This window comes from Puribacter membranae, from assembly GCF_055380425.1.
In genome coordinates, this window is the sequence record NZ_AP040167.1 from 2,309,727 (window position 1) to 2,328,377 (window position 18,651).

Below are 18,651 nucleotides of genomic sequence, written 5' to 3' on the forward strand. Positions count from 1 at the left end.
TGAATAACCGATGAGTCAGTTGGACGAATTTGCATTGATTGGCGCGTATTTCAAACGCGCCAATTCGCTTTTAGACACCTCTGCGCAGGTGGATTTGGGCATTGGCGACGACGCGGCGCTGTTTCGCGTGCGCGAGGGGCATCAATGCGTGGTCTCCAGTGATATGCTTATCGAAGGACGGCATTTTTTCGCCGATGTCGCACCCAGTGCGCTCGGGCACAAGGCTTTGGCGGTGAATTTGTCCGATTTGGCCGCGATGGGCGCAGATCCGATTGGCTTTACGCTGTCAATTGGCCTGCCGAGCGTGGACGAGGCGTGGTTGGCGGGATTCACCGAGGGCTTGTTCGCTTTGTCCGAGCGGTTTCAGTGTCCGCTCATCGGCGGCGATACCACACGCAGTCCGGTTTTGGTCATCAATGTGACGGTGTTTGGTCAAGTGCCGACGGGTCAGGCGATCACACGCAGCGGCGCACGCGTGGGGGACGGCATTTACGTCACCGGCGAGTTAGGTGCGCCGGCGTATGCGCTGGATGTGTTGCACGAGCAGGCTTCGGCAACTGACTTGGTTGATTTGGCATTGGCGCAGGCGCGTTTGGAGCGGCCGACACCGCGTGTGGCGTTTGGACAAGGCTTGCGCGGCGTGGCGAGCAGCATGCTGGATCTGAGCGATGGGCTGGCCGGTGATTTGCGACATATTTTGACGGCTTCCGGCGTAGCGGCGCGGCTGGATGTGGACGCTTTACCGCTGCATTCGGCGTTGCGCGGTGTGCCGAAAGTGCAGGCGTGGCGCTATGCGCTCAGCGGCGGTGACGAGTATGAACTGTGTTTTACCGCGCCAAAAGATGTGCCTGCGGTGCAATCTGCGTTACAATCTTTAGCCCAAACGCAGGGACTGCGCGTGACTTGCATCGGTAAAGTGCTTGCTTCGCAGGCGCAAACCGAGCCGATGGTGTGGCAATCGCAGGATGTGGCGGCGTTGACAGAATTTTTGAGTGGTGCGCCCGTCTCGGGCTTTCGCCATTTTTGATGGGTAGTAAAGGATTAGTGATGCAACAAACACGTTTTCAATGGATGTTGATTCATCCGGCGCATATGATCGCTCAAGGCATGGGGTCGGGCTTGCTGCATCCGGCCTCGGGTACTTGGGGTACTTTGGTCAGTTGGGTGTTTTTTGTATTTTTAAATCAAACGTTTATCCAGTGGTCGTGGATGTGGTGGTTGATTTTGGCGGTTTCATTCCCGATTGGCGTTTGGGCTTGCGGTGTGACCGGCAAGCAAATGGGCGTGCAGGATGATTCGTCGATTGTGTTCGATGAAATTTGGGCGTTTTGGCTGGTGCTGGCGATGCTTTCGCCAATGCATTTTAGTTTTTTGGAGCAGTCGATTGCGTTTGGTCTGTTTCGCCTGTTTGATATTTGGAAGCCGTATCCGATTCGCCAAGTGGATGCGCTGGTTAAAGGCGGCTTCGGCGTGATGATTGATGATGTATTGGCGGCCTTGTATACCTTGCTGGTGTTTGCGGTCGGCGTGCAACTGTATCAGTGGTTCATTCGATAAATAGGGTGTACGATGAATGCGTCCGTGACCACTTTGGTGCTGCTGTTGGCGGAACGTCTGCGTGCGTTGAACTGGCGCATGGCGACGGCGGAGTCGTGTACGGGCGGCGGCATTGGTTACTACTTGACTGAGTTGGCGGGCGCATCCGATTGGTTCGCCGGTGGGATTTTGGCGTATAGCAATGCGGTCAAGCAGGATGCGCTGGGCGTGTCGGCAGAAACCCTGTTGACGCAGGGCGCGGTCAGTGAAACCACGGTGGCGCAGATGGCCGATGGTGTGTTTCGTTTGATGCGCACCGATTGTGTCGTTGCGGTCAGTGGCATCGCGGGACCGAGCGGCGGCACAGCGGATAAACCGGTGGGTACGGTGTGCTTTGCGTGGGCGTGGCGCGATGAAATCGGCAACACGCATGTGCGCACGCACAGCGCGCAATTCGTCGGCAATCGCAGCGAGGTGCGGATGCAAACGGTGTTGCGTGCGCTCGAAGGGCTGATTGAGTTGTGTGCGCAGGTGCAAAAAAGGCGGCCTGTGCCTGATGATTTGATGGCTCTGCGCGCCACGCATTGGGTGTGAGCGATGAGTCAACCGAGTTGTCGCATGGGTTGTGCGGCGTGCTGCATCGCGCCGTCGATTTCCTCCGCCATACCCGATATGCCGTACGGTAAACCGGCGGGCGTGTCGTGCGTTCAATTGGATGAACGCGGGCTGTGCCGAATTTTTGGTGATCCGCGCCGCCCGAAAGTGTGTGGTAGCTTGCAGCCGAGTGCCGCCATGTGTGGCGAGTTCAACGATGTGGCGGCGACACGCGAGCACGCATTGCGCTATTTGAGCGAATTGGAACAACTGACACGAATTTGATGGAACAAGACATGAAACATATGAATCGTATGATCGCTTGGTTGGCGCAGGCGCGTCGTTGGTGGGCTTTGTTGCTACTCTCTCTGGGCGTGTTGGCGACGGTTTCGGCTTGCGGCTTTTTGTCCTCGCCGAAAACCATTTACGTCAATCAGAGTATTTTGCAGTCCGCGACCAACAAAAAATGGGATGTTATTTCCAAAACCATGCGCGAGAACGGGCTGAATGCGGAGCAACCGCAAATCATTTTGATGCCGGACAAACAACGCATCGGTGCAAAATTTATCGCCACGGTGGACACGGGGCTGGGCATGAACATCAGCGGTGATATGCAGATGTCGGGTGTGCCGGAGTACAGTCGAGAACTGCAAGCGATTGTTTTAAAAGACTTTACGGTGGACTCGTTCAATGCCAAACACGTTCCGGCGATACTGGACAATGTGGTACGTGGCATGGTGCAGCGCACCGTGGGCAAGAAATTCGGCTTGAATCTGCCGATCTACACCCTCACGCCTGAGCAATTGTCCTTTGCGGGCAAAGAGTGGGTGCCTGAAAAAATGGTGATTGAGCAGGAGCGCCTGTCGATCACGCTGCAACCGCATGACAAACCCTAATATTCGATTCGTCAAGAACGCATTGGTCGCTCATTGACCAATCTACCTCCTTCATCCAGCGGCAACTGAGCTTGCCGCATTTTTGTGCAGTGATTGTATGCCAACACCTATTTTAATGGCCTTGTATCTCGCCGCCGCTTGGGGCGGCTCGTTTTTATTCATGCGCGCGAGTGCGCCGGTATTTGGTGCTGTGCCGCTGATTTTTATCCGCGTGGTGTTGGCAGGGCTGATTTTATTGCCGCTGATGTGGGCGCAGGGCGGGATGCGCATTTGGCGGGAAAATTGGTTGCGCATTGCGATCGTAGGCAGCCTAATCACGGCGATTCCCTTTTGTATGCTGTCGTGGGCGACACTCAGTCTGTCGGCGGGTGTGACTTCGGTGTTGAATGCGACCACGCCGCTGATGGCCGCACTGTGGGCGATTGCCCTGATCGGTGAGAAAATGACGTTGCGGCGGGCGCTGGGTTTGGCGCTGGGCTTGGTCGGCGTGTTGATTTTGACGCTGGGGCAGGGCAAGGGTTTTCATGTGCAGGACGCGGTATTGCCGGTGTTGGCGTCGTTGTTCGCGACTGCGTGCTACGGTTGGTCCACGCACATGTCGCGCATTTGGCTGGCGCATGTGCCGCCGCTGGTGATGAGCTGTGCCGGTTTGCTCAGCGGCGCGGTGATTCTCACGCCGCTGGCGTGGTGGTTGTGGCCGAGTCATGCGATTGGGCCTTCGGCGTGGGGGATGGCTTTGGGCTTGGCCGTTTTTAGCACGGCGATTGCGTATTTGGTGTTTTACCGTTTGATTGCGCTATGGGGCGCGACCAAAACCACCTCGGTGACGTATTTGGTTCCGGTGTTCGGTATGCTGTGGGGCTGGTTATTTTTGCGCGAGCCGATTACCCTGACCATGATTTTGGGCGGCTTGGTGATTATCTCGGGGGTGATGGTGCTCAACAGCGGCAAGCGGATTCAGCCAGTCGCACGCTAATGCGCTCCATAAGTGACTTGTGCCTTTGATGGGGGCGTGGTAGAATCCACGCCGTCATTCGGGAGTAGCCTCTCTTTTTCTACGATTTTTCTAAAAAGATACCCATGTCAACATACTTGCGAACACATCGCATGGCATGGGTGATTCTCTGACTCGAATTGGGCAAGACTTATGACCATGTAATCGCTTTTGATCGGAGGCGATTGCGTGGTCATTTATTTTTTGTCCGATCGGAGTTTTCTCATGGAACAGCAAGCTTTTATTGTATCGACCAGCGTGGTGGCTTTGGCCGAAATGGGGGACAAAACGCAGTTGTTGTCGCTGATTTTGGCCGCCCGTTACCGTAAACCCATGCCGATTGTGCTCGGTATTTTGGTGGCGACTTTGCTCAATCATGCGATCGCCGGTGCTTTGGGCGCATGGTTGTCCAGCTTGATGCGCCCCGAGGTGCTGAACTGGGTGATGGCGGCGGCGTTCATCGCAATGGGGTTGTGGATTTTGGTGCCGGACAAATTGGATGAGGATGATGTTGCCGTGCCAAAACAGCAAATGGGTGTGTTTTTTGCCACAGTGGTCGCATTTTTTTTGGCGGAGATGGGCGACAAAACGCAATTTGCAACCATCGCCTTGGCGGCACAATACTCGGACGTACTGTCCGTGGTTTTGGGCACGACCTTGGGTATGATGATGGCCAATGCGCCCGCCGTGTACCTCGGTAATCGCTTTGCACAACGCCTGCCTACGAAAATTATCCACATGATCGCGGCAATTATTTTCATCGCCATCGGGGTGTTGACCGCGGTCAAAGCGTGGCTGTAAATCTGCGCCAATCGCCTTAAATAGCATCGAAACTCGACCCTCAAAAACGAACGTTCATGCGGTTTATTTTTATAAATCAATGACTTATATGTGTTATATTCTTTTCTGTCAAAAATGACAGAAGGAGGATTGAAGATGAGTCAAACGCGAGTGGGTGCGATGTTACCTGCGCAACCTGTGGCAGAGGATGCACCGTTACCGTCGCGCAAGGTGTTGCGTTCTTGGTTGTTGGATTTGGCCGAGAAAACCACGGCACTACCGATTGTTTTGTTGGTGGTGGATTACATTATTTACGGCGTATTGATTGCAGCGGCGATTGCCGCACCGCATTGGTCACTGCGTCTGTTGGCGGGGTTGGTCGCCGGTTTTTGGATTGGCCGCCTGTTCGTGATCGGCCACGATGCTTGCCATCAAGCCTATACACCCGATAAAAAGCTCAATAAATGGCTGGGGCGCATTGCCTTTTTGCCATCATTAAGCCCGTACAGCCTGTGGGACGTGGGGCACAACGTGATGCACCACGGTTATACCAACCTCAAAGGCGTGGATTTCGTTTGGATGCCGTCTTCGGTGGCAGAATATCAGCAAATGAGCGCGGGACGTCGTTTTATGGAACGAGTTTACCGCAGCGGTTGGGGCCCATCGTTGTACTACATGATCGAAATCTGGTGGAACAAGATGTTCTGGCCGAGCAAGAAGGTACAACCATCCCGACGTCCGGCCTTTTTCTGGGACAATGTGTTGGTCAGCGTGTACGCCGTGATTTGGCTTGCGGTGGTGGTGTTGGGCGCATTGGCGGCGAATGTCAGCGTCTGGTCGGCGATTATCACCGCATTTATTGTGCCGTTTGTGTTCTGGAATGGCATGATTGGCGTGGTGGTCTATATGCACCACACGCATGAACGCATCAAATGGTATGACGACAAGGCCGCTTGGCTCGCCTCCCAGCCTTTTGTCACCACGACGGTGCATTTGACCTTCAAATACGGCTTTGGCGGCGCGGTGCACCACATCATGGAGCACACGGCGCATCATTTGGATGCAACCATTCCGCTGTATAAATTGAAAGAAACGCAACAGCGCCTGGAAGATTTACTGCCCAACCGCATTGTGGTTCAGCCGTTCTCGTTCGCTTGGTACTGGCGCACCGCGCGCAACACCAAGCTGTATGACTATGAAAATCAACGCTGGTTGACCTTTGATGGCAAGCCCGCCTTCAATTCATAATCTGAGAGGATGCAAAAAACCCGCTGATGTCCCAGCGGGTTTTTTATTGCGGGTGGTTTATCGGAAAAACTTAAAGCAGAGCGGATAATCCCATAATTCGCCATCACGCGCTTTGAGCGCAGCGATGATTGGGAAGATCACAGCCAAGATGCCCAATACCCAGAGCAAGAAAAAGCCGATTAGCAACAAACACAGCGGCAAGGCAATCGCGCCCCAGATGATGTAGGACACAATCGCATTGGCGACTACTTTGCCATGAGCATCGATGCCGGGCAGTTCGGTTTTTTTCCATTGCCAGATGATTATGGGTACGATAAAGCCCAAAAGCGGTACGACGAAGCCGAGCAAGGTGGATAAATGCAACAACACCGCCCACTGGCGTGTTTCTTCGGTTTTACCCGCTTGTGCAATCGGGTTGGATTCAAGCATGTCCATAAGCACTCCTTGTTAAGTGTGAATACCATGTGGATACGCAAGTCAAACCACGATTCACATGAACTTACCCACTACATGGAGATCGGTGGGCTGATTTCAAGTCCTATGTCAATATCCATAACACACGAGCGTGAATCTGCCTTTGAGCTTATTTCGCATCCTTGCGCGTCAACTCGCCGCGACCGATCAAGGGCGCGGGGTTGCGCGCGCGGTGGTGGTTGTGGCGGAATTGGCGCGGTTGGAACAACAACAGCGATAACTCCTCCAGCGCCTCCTTATACACCGCGCGTTTGAACTCAATCACCTCATCCAGTGGGATCCAATAATCATTCCAACGCCAAGCATCAAATTCAGGATGAGTACTTGCCCGTAGATTCACATGATGGTCGCGCCCGACCAAGCGCAGCAAAAACCAAATCTGCTTTTGACCTCGGTAATGGTTGCGAAAATCCCGTCGTACCCAGCGGTTCGGGACATCGTAGCGCAGCCAATTGCGTGTGCGACCAATAATCTGTACGTGCTCGGGCAGCAGCCCGATTTCCTCATATAACTCACGCAACATGGCTTGCTCGGGATTTTCACCGTGGGCAATGCCGCCTTGCGGAAACTGCCACGCATGCTCACGAACGCGTTTCCCCCAGAATACCTGATTGCGCGAATTGACCAAAATGATGCCGACATTTGGGCGATAACCTTCTTTGTCGAGCATAATTTCCTCAATAAATGATTTACAATACGACAATTATAGCGTGATTCGCTGGCCGATGAGAAAACTTTGCGGCGAGGTAAAAAGCGAACGAACGTAATAATTTCCAAAATTATCTTTGTATTCAACAAACTATTATAGAACCACCGCCCATTTTCCAAAGAAAATCATGAAAGCCAGTCAATTTTTCATCTCCACGCTCAAAGAAGCGCCCGCCGAAGCGGAAATCATCAGCCATCAACTCATGATCCGTTCCGGCATGATCAAACGTGTCGGTAGCGGCATTTACACCCTGATGCCGATGGGGCTGCGCAGCGTGCGCAAAGTCGAGCAAATCGTACGCGAGGAAATGAATCGCGCGGGCGCGATTGAACTGCTCATGCCTGCGGTGCAACCGGCCGAGCTGTGGCAAGAATCCGGTCGCTGGGAGCAATACGGCCCCGAACTGCTGCGTTTCAAAGACCGCCACGAGCGCGATTTCGTGGTCGGCCCAACGCACGAAGAGGTCATCACCGATGTCGCGCGACGTGAAATCAAGTCGTACAAGCAAATGCCGATCAACTGGTATCAAATTCAGGCGAAATTTCGCGACGAAATTCGTCCGCGCTTTGGCGTGATGCGCGGGCGCGAATTCATAATGAAGGACGCGTACTCCTTCGATAAAGACGCGGACAGCTTGAAGCACAGCTATGACAAAATGTTCAACGCCTACATGGCGATTTTCAATCGTTTGGGTTTGAATTTCCGTGCGGTGGCGGCGGACAACGGCTCGATTGGCGGCTCCGGCTCGCACGAATTCCACGTGATCGCCGAGACCGGCGAAGACGACATTGTTTACAACCCGAATTCCGACTACGCGGCGAACATCGAAGCCGCCGAAGCAGTTTGCCTGCTGGCCGAGCGTGCAGCGGCGACGCAAACACTGGTCAAAACCGCCACGCCGAATCAGGCCAAATGCGAGGACGTGGCGAAATTCCTCAATGTGCCGCTGAGTACCACCATCAAATCATTGGTGTTGGCGCAGGATGTTGAGGATGACGCGGGGCAGATCCAAACCACCGTGATTTTGGTGCTGTTGCGTGGCGATCATGAGTTAAACGAAATCAAGGCGGCCAAAGTTTTGGGCGAAACCCGCTTTGCTTCTGAAGACGAAATCAGGGCGCATTTTTCCACCAAGCCGGGCTACATTGGGCCGGTCGCGCCGACTTTACCGGTGCGCGTGGTGGTGGATAAAACTGTGGCGAATATGGCCGACTTTATTTGCGGCGCGAACGACGAAGGTTACCACCACGTTGGCGTGAACTGGGGGCGCGATTTGCCGGAGCCGGATGTGGTGGCGGATTTGCGCAATGTGGTGGCGGGTGACCCTGCGCCGGATGGCAATGGCACCTTGGCCATTTGCCGCGGCATTGAGGTCGGTCATGTATTCCAACTCGGCACGAAGTATTCCGAAGCCATGAACGCGACCTTCCTCGATGAAAACGGCAAACCGCAGCCATTCGTCATGGGCTGCTATGGCATTGGCGTGACGCGCATTCTCGGCGCGGCGATTGAGCAAAACTACGACGCCAAAGGCATCATTTGGTCGGAGGCGATTGCGCCGTTCACCGTGGTGATTTGTCCCGTGGGCGCGGACAAGAGCGAAGCGGTGGCGCAAACCGCGCAGGAGGTATACCAAGCCTTGCTCAACGCGGGTGTGGACGTGATTTTGGACGATCGTGGCGAGCGCCCGGGCGCGATGTTTGCCGACTGGGAATTGATCGGTGTACCGCACCGCATCACCATTGGCGATCGCGGCTTGAAAGAAGGCGTGGTGGAATACCAAGCGCGCCGCCATTCTGCGTCGGGTGAGCCGGCGGCCAAAATCGAGGTGGGGCATATCGTTGCGCACGTCATGTCACAATTGGCACCCTTGGCATCATTAAAATCATAAAAGGCTGATCGTGGCGCAGGTAAGTCGCAGCAGTCGCACAATAGGATGCGGTTTGCGACGCTGGGGCGTTGCGCTGGTGCTGTTGTTCGCCATGCACAGCGCCTGCGCCGGTGCGCAACGCGAAGAAGCATTGGCCGACAGCGTGCGAACCTTGTTGCGTCAATCCATTTCGGCGGGCGTGCCGAGTCAGAGACCTTTTGGCAATTCGGCAGAATATCAGGCATTTAGGGCGTGGCACACGCGGGTTCAGCCGCGTCTGAGTCGGTTTGTCGCGCAGCCGCACGTGCAATCACAATTGCTGTCCATCGTTGACTACGAAGCGCGCCGCGCTGGTTTAGACCCCGATTGGGTTTTGGCGGTGATTGAGGTTGAGAGCCGCTTCAATCCGCGCGCCATCAGCTCGGCCAATGCACGCGGCCTGATGCAGGTCATGCCGTTTTGGACAAAAACGATTGGCGATGGACAAGTGCGTGCGCTGCACGATGCGCGTATCAATATTCGCTATGGCTGCGTGATTTTGCGGCACTACCTTGATCAGGAACAGGGCGATTTGGTGCGGGCGTTGGCGCGCTACAACGGCAGTTTGGGGCAATTGAACTATCCCGCGAAGGTTTTGAATGCGCTGGCGCAATGGCGTGGCGGCGCTCAGTAAGGCGTTTGATTTTTTATTTTTTAGTTATAGGTAGGTATGGAAACCAGTTTTGCCGCTGCGGCGGTTTTGTTGTTTTTGGTCGTTGACCCATTGGGCAATATTCCGCTGTTCAGCGGTATTTTAAATCGTTATTCGATTCGCAAGCGTCGCCGCATCATCGTACGCGAAACCATTATTTCGTTTGCTGTTTTGTTGGTGTTCATGCTCATGGGCAAACGCTTTTTGCAGATCATGCATTTGACCGAATGGGCTTTGCAAATCGGTGGTGCAGTGGTGTTGTTTTTGATCGCGATTCGCATGATTTTCCCGCATCCCGAGGGCATTATGGGCGTGGCCTCCAGCGATCAGGAGCCGTTCATCGTGCCGTTGTCAATCCCCGGTATGGCGGGGCCGTCGTCGATGGCGACGGTGATGCTGCTCGCAGCGCAGGCGCCGAATCATCTGGGGCAAATGGTTGGTGCGCTGTCGGTGGTGATGGCGACGACAGGCGTGATTTTGTATTTTGCCGATGTGGTGCAACGGCGTTTGGGTGATCGCTTTACGGTTGCGATGGAGCGTTTGATGGGGATGATTTTGGTCGCGGTGTCGGTACAGATGTTGCTCACGGGGGTGAATGCGTATTGGCAGAGTTTGCGTTAAATTGCATACTCTGAATCCATCATAAAAAACGCCACCGCTTTAATCTGCGGTGGCGTTTTTTGCGATGCGTTATGCACAGAAGCATCAGCGTTTCAGGTGCAGGAACTGCATGTGCCGCTCGTATTGATTCAGGATGTCGGCGATGATTTGCTCTTTGGTGTAGCCGAGCAAATCGTACTCCTGACTGCCTTCGCTCAGATACACTTCAGCGCGGTAGTATTTGTCCTGCTCATGCAGCGAGGCGATGTTGGTTGATTGCTCCAGAGCAAATACCGGCTTGATCGCCTCCACCAAGTACACTTGGTAGACGAAATCCACTTCCTCGCCGTGCAGCACTTCAAAGCTCAGGTGATCGCCCTGACTGTCGTCCTCATCGTTGCGCACGACCTTGGTTTCGATGCCTTGCTTGTTCAACTCTTGCGCTACGCCGAGCATGGCTGGATGCACTTTGTACTGCATGAATTTTTTCGCTTCGTTCAAGCTGGGGAAATTCACAATGCGTGCCAGACGTTCGCGCCAGAGCAGGCCGTTGCCAATCAGTGCCGGCATATCCACACCGGATGCTTTGCGTTTATGTCCCTCCTGACGCAGGCTCGACCACATGGACAGCATATAAATCAGCAAAATGAACGAAAACGGCAAGCCCGCGATGACTGAGACTGATTGCAACGATGCAAAACCACCGGCGAACAATAAGCCCAGCGTGATCAAGCCGGTTGCCGCCGCCCAAAACAGACGCAACCAAATCGGCGCGTCAGTCTCTGATGACAGGCCTTTCGAGCTTAAGTTGGCCAGAACCAGCGCCCCTGAGTCCGCGGAGGTCACGAAGAAAATCAAGCCGATGACCACCGCGGCCAATGACCAGACCGAGGCATACGGATAATGCTCAAACAGGCGGAACATGCCCATCGCCGGATCCTCCAGAGCCACTTGTCCCAAATCGACCGCGCCGTGGCTGACTAAATCAATCGCGCTGTTGCCAAAAATCGAGAACCACGCGAAGATAAAGCCCAGAGGAATGAACATCACGCCGAAGACAAATTCGCGCAAGGTGCGACCACGCGAGATGCGCGCGATAAACAGCCCGACAAATGGCGCCCAAGCAACCCACCAAGCCCAGAAAAAGATCGTCCAAGAGGCCTTCCACTCCGCGCCGACCGCGCCCTCGTAGGCGTAAACGTCAAAGGTTTTACCGATAATGTTTTGGAAATAATCCCCGACGTTTTGTGAAAACGCATTGAGCAAAAACGCAGTGGGCCCGAACACCAGCAGCGCAATCAACAGCAACGTTGCTGCGCCCATATTGATTTCCGACAAACGTCGCACGCCGCGCTCCACGCCGGTCATGGCGGACAGACCGGCGACCACGATGACGCCGATAATGATCAATGACTGCGCCAATTTGCTCGACTCGATGCCAAACACATGCGTCAGTCCTGCGTTCACCTGCAAAATCCCAATCCCCAAACTGGTGGCAATCCCCAGCAGCGTACAAACCACGCCGAAAGTATCGACGCTGTGGCCGAGCCAGCCCTCGGTGCGCTCCTTGCCAAATACCGGCAGCAACGCGCTGCGCAGCGCCAAAGGCAGACGGTGGCGATAGGCGAAATACGCCAGAGTCATGCCGATCAGCGCGTAAATGCCCCAACCGTGCAGGCCCCAATGCAAAAATGTCTGGGCAATCGCGGCACGCGCGGCCTCGGGCGTGGCTCCTTCGCCCATGCTCGGTGCGAGGTAATGCGCCAACGGCTCGGACACCCCGAAAAACAGCAGGTCAATGCCGATACCGGCGGAGAACAACATCGCCGCCCATGTGATGAACGGAAAATCCGGCTTATCGTGGTCTTGTCCCAATTTGATATTGCTGTAACGAGACAAACCGACATACAGTGCAAACAGACTGTAAGCCGCGACGACCAACATATAGTACCAACCGAAATAGTCGGAAATCCAAGTCATGGCGCGACCCAGCACGTTTTCGCTGGCGCTTGGAAAGGCGATCGTCAGTGCAATCAGGACGATGGAAATCAGGGATGAGGCGGTAAAAACCGTTTTATTCACGGTCAAACTGCTGCTGCCGCCGTTGTCAGGTGTCTGTGGACTGTGCATGCAAGCTCCTTGTTATTATTGCTTATGCTGCGCTGTTCGCGCGCTGCGGGGTAGTACGCGGCGCACGACCGTCGGCTTGAAAATAGCGGACGTCGGCACGTGGCAAAGGCGTTTTTCCACGAATGCGATCGGCGATTTTTTCCGCCAGCATGATGGTGGTGGCGTTCAAATTGCCGGTGATGATGTTCGGCATGATCGACGCATCGACCACGCGCAGGCCGCTCAGACCGTGTACGCGGCCTTGGCCATCCACCACGGCGTCGTTGCCTTCGCCCATCGCGCAGGTGCAGGATGGATGGTAGGCGGTTTCGGCGTGCTGACGCACGTATTCGTCCAACTGCGCGTCGGTGCGAATGTCATCGGTCGGGGTGATGATGCGCCCGCGATAGGCGTCCAGCGCCGGTTGGTTCATGATCTCGCGGGTGATGCGGATGGCGGCGCGAAACTCTTGCCAATCCTGTTCATGTGACATGTAGTTGAACAAAATGCTGGGGTGTTGCTTCGGGTCGCGCGATTTGAGTTTGATCCGTCCTCGGCTGGGTGAGCGCATCGAGCCGACGTGCGCTTGGAAACTGTGTGACTTGCTGGCATTGCGCCCGTCGTAACGCACGGCGATGGGCAGAAAATGGTACTGGATGTTTGGCCATTCAAAACGCTCGTCGCTGCGGATGAAGCCGCCTGCTTCAAAGTGATTGGTCGCGCCCAAGCCGGTTCCGGCGAACAGCCACTGCGCGCCGATGGCCGGTTTATTCCACCATTGTGTCGCCGGCGCGATGGACACGGGCTGCGTGCATTCGTATTGCATGTACAGCTCCAAATGGTCTTGCAGATTATTGCCCACGCCCGGTAAATCCAAAATCTCGCTGATACCCGCGTCGCGCAGCCATGCGCCCGGTCCTACGCCGCTGCGTTGCAAAATCTGCGGTGAGGCGATGGCTCCCGCGCTGAGGATGACCTCGCGTGTGGCGTAGGCGCTGCGCATTTGCCCTTGGTGTTCAAAACGCACGCCGCAGGCGCGCAAGCCGTCAAATAGGATGACGTCGGTCAGTGCGCGGGTGTGGATGGTCAGGTTCGGGCGGCCTTTGGCCATGTCCAGATAACCGCGCGCGGTTGAAGCGCGGCGACCCTTGCGTGTGACGAAACGGTCCATCGGGCCGAAGCCTTCTTGCTGAAAGCCGTTCAAATCCTCGGTGCGTGGATAACCGGCTTGTTCACCGGCGCGTATCATGGCCTCAAACAGTGGGTTGGCGTTTGGCTTGGCGGTGGTGACTTCGATCGGTCCGTCGCCGCCGTGGTAGTCGTTCGCGCCCGCGTCGCGCGCTTCGGATTGTTTGAAATAGGGCAGGCAGTCGGCATACGTCCAATCGGCCAAACCGTCGATTTTCGCCCAGTGATCGAAATCCAGCGCATTGCCACGGATGTAGCACATGCCGTTAATCAGCGACGAGCCGCCCAAACCTTTGCCGCGCCCGCAGTCCATCACGCGGTTGTTCATATACGGCTCCGGGTCGGTTTTGTAGCTCCAGTTGTAGGTGGTGCCTTGCAAAGGCATGGCCAGCGCGGCGGGCATTTGCGTGCGAAAATCCAGTCGGTAGTCGGGCAAGCCCGCTTCCAGCAGCAGCACGCGCGTGTGGGCGTCCTCGGTCAAGCGCGCGGCCAATACATTGCCCGCACTGCCGGCGCCAATGATGATGTAGTCGTATTCCTGAGTGATTTTTGAGTTCATTGTTTTCCTCATGGGTTCGTAAATGCAGGTCACTCGGCGTTAAAACACCGATACGAATTCGCCTAACTCGACTTGAACGGCTTTGGTCTGGGTGTAGTGCAACAGCGTTTGCATGCCATTTTCGCGGCCAATGCCGGATTGTTTGTAGCCGCCGACCGGCATCGGCGCGGGCGATTCGCCCCAAGTATTGATCCAGCAGATACCGGCCTGAAGCTGACCAATGATGCGGTGTGCGGATTTCAAATCGGGTGTGACGACGCCGCGGCGAGACCATACTCAGTCGCGTTGGCGCGTGCGATTACCTCGTTTTCGGAGTCAAAACTCAAAATACTCATCACCGGCCCGAAAATTTCTTCGCGCACAATGCGCATCTCGTCGCGGCAGTCGGTGAATACGGTCGGCGCGACGTAGGCGCCGTTCTGCCATGCGGGTTCTACGGTATCGCCGCCGCACAGCAGGCGCGCGCCGTCTTGCACGCCGCTGCGGATGTAGTTCAATACCTTATCGCGGTGGGCAAAGCCGATCACGGGGCCGAAATTGGTGGCCGCATCGAGCGGATCGCCCATGCGAATGCGCGCGACGCGGGTGACGATGGCGTGCTCGAATGCCGCTTGGAGGGTGTGGTGCACAAACACCCGTGTGCCGTTGGTACACACTTGGCCGCTGCTGTAAAAATTCGCCATCATCGCAATGTCCGCCGCCAGCTCGATGTCCGCGTCGGCACAGACGATGAGCGCCGATTTGCCGCCCAGCTCCATGGTTACGTCTTTCAGGCTCGATTGTGCCGCCTGCGCCATGACGTGTTTGCCGGTTGGCACGCTGCCGGTGAACGAGACTTTGGCAATGTCGGGGTGCGTGCACAGTTGCTGCCCAACACGCGCGTCGCCCAAAACCACGTTGAATACGCCGTCGGGCAAGCCCGCTTCGGTGAAAATTCCCGCCAGTTTCAAGGCCGTGAGCGGCGTTAATTCGCTTGGTTTGAACACCACGGCGTTGCCCGCCGCCAGCGCCGGTGCGGCTTTCCACATGGCGATTTGCATCGGGTAGTTCCATGCGCCGATTGCGGCGATTACGCCGAGCGGCTCTTGGCGGGTGTAGACGAAGCTGCTCTCGCGCAGCGGAATTTGCCGCCCCTCAATCGCCACGGCCAAACCGGCGTAATACTCGATTACGTCCGCGCCGGTGTGAATATCCACGCTGGCGGTTTCGCTGATGGGTTTGCCGGTGTCGAGGGTTTCCAAATGTGCCAATTCATCGTTGCGCGCGCGCAGCAAGTCCACCGCCTTGAGCAGCACTCGGCTGCGCTCCACGGCGGTTTTGGCCGCCCACTGTTTTTGTCCGGCTTGCGCGTAACGCACGGCGGCGTTGACTTCGTCGGCATCGGAGGTTTGAATCTGCGCGATCGGCTCGCCGGTCGCCGGATTGATGCTGTGCTCGGTTTCTGCATCAGCACGGATTGGTACATAACGACCATTGAGGTAGGCGGTGGTTAGCTGCATTTTCGTCCTTTCTTATTAATTTAATTCTTTTTTAATACGTTTTTATTAAAAATCAGAATACTTGATTGTTATTTTTAAAATAATAGTTATTTTTACTTTAAAGTAGTATCGTGTCATTTTTATGGAATTTATTTATTAAGGTATGTTTCTTTTGGTTGTGGTTTTTTGGACAAATGATGGTGTGAATCGGGTTGCTATTTGAGCGCTCACGTGACGCTTTAATCAATCGGTCATAAACGGCTTGTAGCATGGTGGCATCCGCACAAACAGGGGTGAAATCATGCAGATGAACGAGTTTGAACCGCCGATGTCCGAAATCAATGAGATCAACGAGGTTAACGAGGTCAATGAAATCAAGCGTCACCGCACCTTGTGGTTGTCCGACATTCATTTGGGCACGAAGGACTGTCAGGCGCATGCTTTGTTGGATTTTCTCGCGCACAACGAAGCCGAGTGCATTTATCTGGTCGGAGACATCATTGATGGCTGGCAGCTCAAAAAGCGCTGGTACTGGCCGCAGGCGCACAACGATGTGATTCAAAAATTGTTGCGCAAGGCGCGCAAAGGTACGCGCATTGTCTTCATCCCCGGCAACCACGACATGTTTGTGCGCGATTTTCTCAAACACACGCCCAATCTGGCCGTCGGCGGAATTGAGGTGGCGGACGAGGTGATTCACACCACGGCGGACGGGCGACGCATTTGGATACTGCACGGCGATTTGTTCGACGGCGTGGTGCAAAACATGCAGTGGCTGGCCAAGCTCGGCGACGAGCTGTATATGTTCGCGCTCAAAGCCAATCGCTGGCTCAATCTGTGGCGCGCGAAAATGGGGCTGGAGTACTGGTCGCTGTCGCAGTTTCTCAAAGACAAGGTGAAAAACGCAGTCAGCTATATTGACGATTTTGAAAACGCGGTCGCCACCGAAGCGGCGCGCCGCGATTGCCAAGCGGTGCTGTGCGGCCACATCCACAAAGCGAAAATTCGAGACATCAAGGGCGTGACTTATCTGAACAGCGGCGATTGGGTGGAAAGTCTGACGGCTATTTCCGAGGATGCCAGCGGTCATTTGGCCATCGAATATTGGTGCTGCGCGCCGAAAGTTGTCAAAAAAGTGAAAAAGCCGCAAAAACAGAAAAAGCAGAAAATCAAACAGCCGGTCGATGGCTTGGTTTTGCCTGAGCTGATGACGGCATTTGATCCATTGGTGCTGGAGCAGGTGGCGAAAGAGCCGATCACTGCACTGGTTGACACAGATCAAAAACTGGCTGAAACCATTCGCTCATAAAAGATAAGGAACCGCTGAAAAAGTAGGGTTTTACTTTTTTCGTATTTCAATAAGGATAAGATCGTCATGAAAATACTAATCGTCACCGACGCATGGTTGCCGCAGGTCAATGGCGTGGTACGCACCATACAGGCGACCAACCGCGAGCTGGAAAAAATGGGACATGAGGTGGTGATGATCACGCCGCAATTGTTTCGTACCGTAGCGTGCCCGACCTATCCCGAAATTCGGCTGTCGCTGTTTGCGTTCAAACGCGTGGCGCAGATCATTCAGGCCGAGCAAGCCGACGCAATGCATATTGCCACCGAAGGGCCGCTCGGATTGGCTGCGCGTGCGTATGCGATCAAGCATGAAATACCGTTCACCACCGCCTACCACACGCGCTTTCCCGAATACGTGCGGGCGCGATTCGGCGTGCCGTTGAGCTGGACTTATCGGTTTTTGCGCTGGTTTCATGCGCCCGCGCAGGCCATGCTCGCGCCGACCGACGTTGTGGCGCGTGATTTGGCGCAATACGGCTGTCGCAATGTGCAGATGTGGGCACGTGGCGTGGACACCGAGCATTTTTATCCGCGTACCGAGCGCGTACTCCATACGACCGAGCCGATTTTTCTGTATGTCGGGCGCGTGGCGGTGGAGAAAAACATCGAGGCTTTTCTCAAGCTGGATTTGCCCGGCAGCAAATGGGTGGTTGGCGAAGGCCCTGCGCTGGCCAAACTCAAACAGCAGTTTCCCGAGGTTCATTATTTGGGTGTGCTGGATGCCGAACGATTGGCGCAGGTATATTCATCCGCAAATGTGTTTGTCTTTCCGAGTTTGACCGATACCTTTGGTCTGGTGCTGCTGGAGGCGCTCGCCTGCGGCACGCCGGTCGCGGCGTATCCGGTCACAGGGCCGATTGATGTGATCGGTGACAGTGCTGCGGGTGCGTTGGACGAGGATTTGCGCATGGCTTGTTTGCGCGCATTGCATATCGAGCCGGTGGTGGCGCGGGCGCACGCGGAGCGTTTTTCGTGGCGCGTCTGTACCGAGGAATTTGTGCGCCATCACCTGCTGCCGCATCAAACCGAATCGGTCAAGGTCCATGCCAAAGTCGGCGTGGTTTGATGGGTGGGTGTAGTGGTTAAAAAAGATAAGGGCGCATGATGGCGCCCTTTTTTCAATTACATTCGGGTTATTTCGGGATTATTTTGGCTCAATCACCTGACCGTCTTCTTTGACAAACGGTGCTTTTAAACCCTGCGGCAAAATATCCAATACCACTTCAGACGACGGACGGCACAGCTTCGTCCCCAACTCAGTCACGACCACCGGACGATTCATCAAAATCGGGTGGGCGATGATTTGGTCAATCAGTTCGTCATCCGTCCATTTCGGATTGCCTAAGTCCAACTCCGCGTACGGCGTGCCTTTTTCGCGCAGCAGTTCGCGCACAGAGATGCCCATATCGGCGAGCAGTTGCACGAGTTGTTCGCGCGTCGGCGGGTTGTTCAGGTATTCGATGATGGTCGGCTCGATGCCGGTGGCGCGGATCAGTGCGAGGACGTTGCGCGACGTGCCGCATTTGGGATTGTGGTAGATGGTGACGTTGTGCATAAGCCTTCCTTTAAGGTTCG

At 55.2% G+C, this 18,651-nt stretch carries 18 protein-coding genes, 1 pseudogene and 1 riboswitch; of the genes and pseudogenes, 13 read left to right on the forward strand and 6 right to left on the reverse strand.

Translation table 11 applies throughout. The annotated features are described in order from the left end of the window. Positions 1-10 precede the first annotated feature (10 nt). From thiL to ACZ41M_RS11200, 8 genes are all read left to right on the forward strand, one after another. Positions 11-1,027, forward strand: a complete 1,017-nt coding sequence (gene thiL / locus ACZ41M_RS11165; RefSeq protein ID WP_464731106.1) for a thiamine-phosphate kinase — start codon at positions 11-13, stop codon at positions 1,025-1,027. 20 nt (positions 1,028-1,047) lie between these two features. Further along, positions 1,048-1,557 (forward strand): phosphatidylglycerophosphatase A family protein, encoded by a 510-nt coding sequence (locus tag ACZ41M_RS11170; RefSeq protein WP_464731105.1) that lies wholly within the window; start codon positions 1,048-1,050, stop codon positions 1,555-1,557. Positions 1,558-1,569: 12 nt separating this feature from the next. Beyond that, positions 1,570-2,130 carry a CinA family protein gene (locus tag ACZ41M_RS11175; protein WP_464731104.1) on the forward strand — a complete coding sequence of 187 codons (561 nt, stop codon included), beginning with the start codon at positions 1,570-1,572 and terminating at the stop codon, positions 2,128-2,130. A gap of 3 nt (positions 2,131-2,133) precedes the next feature. After that, positions 2,134-2,415 carry a YkgJ family cysteine cluster protein gene (locus ACZ41M_RS11180; protein ID WP_464731103.1) on the forward strand — a complete coding sequence of 94 codons (282 nt, stop codon included), beginning with the start codon at positions 2,134-2,136 and terminating at the stop codon, positions 2,413-2,415. A gap of 11 nt (positions 2,416-2,426) precedes the next feature. Further along, entirely contained in the window at positions 2,427-3,026 is a 600-nt protein-coding gene (locus ACZ41M_RS11185; RefSeq protein WP_464731102.1) for a DUF1439 domain-containing protein, read from the forward strand. A gap of 97 nt (positions 3,027-3,123) precedes the next feature. After that, positions 3,124-4,002, forward strand: coding sequence for a DMT family transporter (locus tag ACZ41M_RS11190; protein ID WP_464731101.1), 879 nt, complete (start codon positions 3,124-3,126; stop codon positions 4,000-4,002). A 47-nt stretch (positions 4,003-4,049) separates the two neighbouring features. Continuing rightward, positions 4,050-4,243: riboswitch (yybP-ykoY riboswitch) on the forward strand. 2 nt (positions 4,244-4,245) lie between these two features. Further along, complete coding sequence (locus tag ACZ41M_RS11195) at positions 4,246-4,821, forward strand: TMEM165/GDT1 family protein (RefSeq protein WP_464731100.1); 576 nt, start codon at positions 4,246-4,248, stop codon at positions 4,819-4,821. A 135-nt stretch (positions 4,822-4,956) separates the two neighbouring features. Further along, entirely contained in the window at positions 4,957-6,048 is a 1,092-nt protein-coding gene (locus tag ACZ41M_RS11200) for a fatty acid desaturase (RefSeq protein ID WP_464731099.1), read from the forward strand. 57 nt (positions 6,049-6,105) lie between these two features. Here the strand turns inward: ACZ41M_RS11200 and ACZ41M_RS11205 are convergent, their stop codons facing one another. Then, complete coding sequence (locus ACZ41M_RS11205; protein ID WP_464731098.1) at positions 6,106-6,483, reverse strand: DUF4870 domain-containing protein; 378 nt, start codon at positions 6,481-6,483, stop codon at positions 6,106-6,108. Between the two features lie 148 nt (positions 6,484-6,631). Beyond that, a complete protein-coding gene (locus tag ACZ41M_RS11210; protein ID WP_464731097.1) occupies positions 6,632-7,192 on the reverse strand; it encodes an RNA pyrophosphohydrolase in 561 nt (186 codons plus the stop codon). Between the two features lie 166 nt (positions 7,193-7,358). Between ACZ41M_RS11210 and ACZ41M_RS11215 the strand changes: the two genes are divergently transcribed. Genes ACZ41M_RS11215 through ACZ41M_RS11225 form a run of 3 tightly spaced genes read left to right on the forward strand, consistent with a single transcriptional unit; the run spans position 7,359 to position 10,413 of the window. Next, positions 7,359-9,122, forward strand: coding sequence for a proline--tRNA ligase (locus tag ACZ41M_RS11215; RefSeq protein ID WP_464731096.1), 1,764 nt, complete (start codon positions 7,359-7,361; stop codon positions 9,120-9,122). A gap of 10 nt (positions 9,123-9,132) precedes the next feature. Further along, a complete protein-coding gene (locus tag ACZ41M_RS11220; RefSeq protein WP_464731095.1) occupies positions 9,133-9,774 on the forward strand; it encodes a transglycosylase SLT domain-containing protein in 642 nt (213 codons plus the stop codon). 36 nt (positions 9,775-9,810) lie between these two features. Beyond that, positions 9,811-10,413, forward strand: coding sequence for a MarC family protein (locus ACZ41M_RS11225; RefSeq protein WP_464731094.1), 603 nt, complete (start codon positions 9,811-9,813; stop codon positions 10,411-10,413). A gap of 84 nt (positions 10,414-10,497) precedes the next feature. Here ACZ41M_RS11225 and betT read toward each other — a convergent pair whose 3' ends face one another. The 3 genes and pseudogenes from betT to betB form a co-directional block, all read right to left on the reverse strand. Further along, complete coding sequence (betT, locus tag ACZ41M_RS11230) at positions 10,498-12,522, reverse strand: choline BCCT transporter BetT (RefSeq protein WP_464731093.1); 2,025 nt, start codon at positions 12,520-12,522, stop codon at positions 10,498-10,500. Positions 12,523-12,544: 22 nt separating this feature from the next. Beyond that, complete coding sequence (gene betA, locus ACZ41M_RS11235) at positions 12,545-14,248, reverse strand: choline dehydrogenase (protein ID WP_464731092.1); 1,704 nt, start codon at positions 14,246-14,248, stop codon at positions 12,545-12,547. 39 nt (positions 14,249-14,287) lie between these two features. After that, positions 14,288-15,747, reverse strand: a pseudogene (gene betB / locus ACZ41M_RS11240) (betaine-aldehyde dehydrogenase). A 307-nt stretch (positions 15,748-16,054) separates the two neighbouring features. Here betB and ACZ41M_RS11245 point away from each other — a divergent pair. Together ACZ41M_RS11245 and ACZ41M_RS11250 are read left to right on the forward strand one after the other, a co-directional pair. Continuing rightward, complete coding sequence (locus ACZ41M_RS11245) at positions 16,055-17,035, forward strand: UDP-2,3-diacylglucosamine diphosphatase (RefSeq protein WP_464732147.1); 981 nt, start codon at positions 16,055-16,057, stop codon at positions 17,033-17,035. A 66-nt stretch (positions 17,036-17,101) separates the two neighbouring features. After that, positions 17,102-18,142 carry a glycosyltransferase family 4 protein gene (locus ACZ41M_RS11250; RefSeq protein WP_464731091.1) on the forward strand — a complete coding sequence of 347 codons (1,041 nt, stop codon included), beginning with the start codon at positions 17,102-17,104 and terminating at the stop codon, positions 18,140-18,142. A 78-nt stretch (positions 18,143-18,220) separates the two neighbouring features. Here ACZ41M_RS11250 and arsC read toward each other — a convergent pair whose 3' ends face one another. Further along, complete coding sequence (arsC, locus tag ACZ41M_RS11255) at positions 18,221-18,631, reverse strand: arsenate reductase (glutaredoxin) (RefSeq protein WP_464731090.1); 411 nt, start codon at positions 18,629-18,631, stop codon at positions 18,221-18,223. Positions 18,632-18,651: the final 20 nt, after the last annotated feature.